The sequence below is a fragment of the Acinetobacter stercoris genome, assembly GCF_900323515.1.
Taxonomy (GTDB): domain Bacteria; phylum Pseudomonadota; class Gammaproteobacteria; order Pseudomonadales; family Moraxellaceae; genus Acinetobacter; species Acinetobacter stercoris.
The window spans coordinates 1-2,467 of record NZ_OOGT01000324.1 but is presented as its reverse complement, the minus strand read 5'-3'; the positions used below and the strand labels follow the sequence as shown (position 1 = coordinate 2,467).

The 2,467-nt window shown below is 32.3% G+C and carries 3 protein-coding genes, 1 tRNA gene and 1 pseudogene; 1 reads left to right on the top strand and 4 read right to left on the bottom strand.

Translation table 11 applies throughout. From position 1 onward, the window contains the following. Window positions 1-238: 238 nt before the first annotated feature. Window positions 239-314: transfer RNA gene (locus KPC_RS19085), tRNA-Asn, on the bottom strand. Window positions 315-551: 237 nt separating this feature from the next. Between KPC_RS19085 and KPC_RS19080 the strand changes: the two genes are divergently transcribed. Further along, window positions 552-1,004, top strand: a complete 453-nt coding sequence (locus KPC_RS19080; RefSeq protein ID WP_121975893.1) for a hypothetical protein — start codon at window positions 552-554, stop codon at window positions 1,002-1,004. A gap of 54 nt (window positions 1,005-1,058) precedes the next feature. Here KPC_RS19080 and KPC_RS19075 read toward each other — a convergent pair whose 3' ends face one another. The 3 genes and pseudogenes from KPC_RS19075 to KPC_RS19065 form a co-directional block, all read right to left on the bottom strand. Then, window positions 1,059-1,658 carry a DUF1269 domain-containing protein gene (locus KPC_RS19075; protein WP_121975892.1) on the bottom strand — a complete coding sequence of 200 codons (600 nt, stop codon included), beginning with the start codon at window positions 1,656-1,658 and terminating at the stop codon, window positions 1,059-1,061. Window positions 1,659-2,004: 346 nt separating this feature from the next. Then, window positions 2,005-2,109, bottom strand: a pseudogene (locus tag KPC_RS20825) (phenylacetic acid degradation protein); the annotation flags it as partial. 130 nt (window positions 2,110-2,239) lie between these two features. Next, window positions 2,240-2,467: hypothetical protein (locus tag KPC_RS19065; RefSeq protein ID WP_121975891.1), on the bottom strand; the 228-nt coding region annotated here is incomplete at its 5' end.

The window sequence follows — 2,467 nt, the reverse complement described above, 5'->3', positions numbered from 1 at the left end:
GCCTAAAAAGCCAAGATTAATGATGTCAGTATTTAGATGTAACTTTATATATTATTGAAATAAAATAAAAAGTAGAAACAGGGGGAGATAAGTTAAGTCGTAAAAGTAAGGTGATATTTTCTTTGTTAAAAACTTATATCAATATCCTTGAATTGGTTTTTTTATATTTTGTCTTTAAGAAATGATATGGATCATTCAATAAAAAAGCCTACTTATTAGAAGTAGGCTTTTTTGAATCTGGCTCTCCAACCTGGGCTCGAACCAGGGACCTGCGGATTAACAGTCCGTCGCTCTACCGACTGAGCTATTGGAGAATCTGCAAGCGATTATAAGGAGATTTTACGAGGGGTCAAGCCATATTTGTCATGTTCTCTTCATTTAATGTCTGTATGTTGCTTAATTGAGCAAAATGACTTTTATCTTGAAAAAAACTTGCATAGCTCACGTTGGCTTGTTAGATTAAAGTTCATAACAGTCGTTTAGATATTTTCTAAACAGTGTGGATTTAAACCAACTTGCCAGCACTAAAATGGCTAAATCGGAGAAAGCGAATGCCAAAGCTTAGTATTTTAGATATTTTTTCTAATTTTGATTATTACAAAGAACATTATCTCTCAATCCTCTCTGACGCCAATTTATATTTTTCTGAAGTTGAAAACGCGCATTTCAAGTTACAGTTTTTAAATGATAAAAAAATATATTTAGGTGATTTATTACAATTATGGTTTTCTGAAAAGTGGTTGTTCCAACGGCAGCTTGCACTGAAGTTTTTTAGTTTTCCTTGGGGAAATACATCTCAGCCTGAACAGGATTTATATTTATTTGCTGTTGAAGGGAATATTTTAACAGGGAATAATATCTGTAAAGCTTGGTGTGCTTCTGAAAATAAAGTGATTACAACGACTTTGGATGCTGTACTCCCATATTATTGTTATTTTAAAGCTCTTACACGTCCTGGTGCGCGTAATGAGACAAAAGTTAAACTGGTGCGTCCTGCAGTTTAAAATGAGCTAAGTTGTATACAGTTAAAACTTTATACAACTTAGCTTTTCAAATTTTTATTTGGTAGAAGTATGAAACTTGGATTTAAACTCCTCCCACTTTTGTTTGCGTTTTTCTTTATTCTCTGACTTTTTCTGCTGTTTTAATGCAAGATTTGCTTGACGGTTTACTTCTTCCCAAGTTTCTACCGATGCTTCAATTTCAGCTTCAACTTCGTCATAGTCCCAACGATATAATGTTGCATTGCTATTTTTGAAGAAATCATCTGCCAATTTATCATTCTGTTCGTCAATATCAATAAACAAACCAACAGAGCCAATAGGAAGGGCTTGGCTAATTTTAGATAATACAGCGAGGTCATCACTATTTTGATCAGCATCAAAAAATGAACCAAAAAGAGCACCTGTGCTGAAACCTAAAAGAATTCCCAGAGGTCCACCCAAAATACCAAAAAGAGATCCTAATAATCCGCCTGTCCATGTATTTGCATCTAAGGCTTTTCCATCTTGATCCTGAACTTTGACGCTACCATCTGCAAGGCGTTCAATTATGGTTGTTTGATTGATACTCCCAATGTCAGCATTTTTTAATTGTGTAAAGCTTTCATAGGCTTTTGAAGATTCTGACCAGGTTGCTAATAGAATATGGTGAGTCATTGTTTTTCCCATTCGTTATAATGAAAGATCAGTTTATATGATAATTATGTGAAAGGTGTGTGAATCTTTAGTGTTTTTATTTAGAATAATTTAATAAAATGAAATAAGTAAATAAATAGTAAGTTTTTATCATCCATCAGTTTGAGCATGGAGATTCTTGTAATATGAGCTGTTGATTTATTTTTTTAATTTTAACATATTGTTTTATTTTAATTTTTTTGTGTAAAGAGCAGGCAATTTTCTCTGCTCTTATTAATATATTTGCTTAGATTTGTTATAAAAATAAAATATTTCTACATAATAAAAAGTAAGTAAAACTATATTTTTCCTTTTTATGGCGGATAGATCAGGATGAAATAATCATACACGTCGCTGTTGCATGTGCGTATAGCTTACTATTTTCATCTATGATTTTACCTTCAGCGATCCCAGGATTTTTACTGATGTTTATCAAATTATCATAAACTGTTAATTGTTTATTTTTAGCAATTGTTCTGATTTAGTTAAATTAATCTTTACGAGTTTTAAAATAGAACTTGTAAAATGTAAAAGAACACTGGCTTCAGTCAGTGAAGTGGCAGTTAGTGTTCTATTTCGTAAATATTTTCTAGACGATCAAAATGACTCAGAATATTCAGGTCAATCTGTTCGCCTGTCGCCCATGTAGCACATTGAGAAACAGGATCGACATCAATGATATCCAGCTCTCTGCATAAGGTTCTGGAGCTTTCGATAATGATAAATTGAGGTGACTGTTGTTTTAAACATTTTGCAATATATCTTTTAATGTTTGCTAATTTATATACATC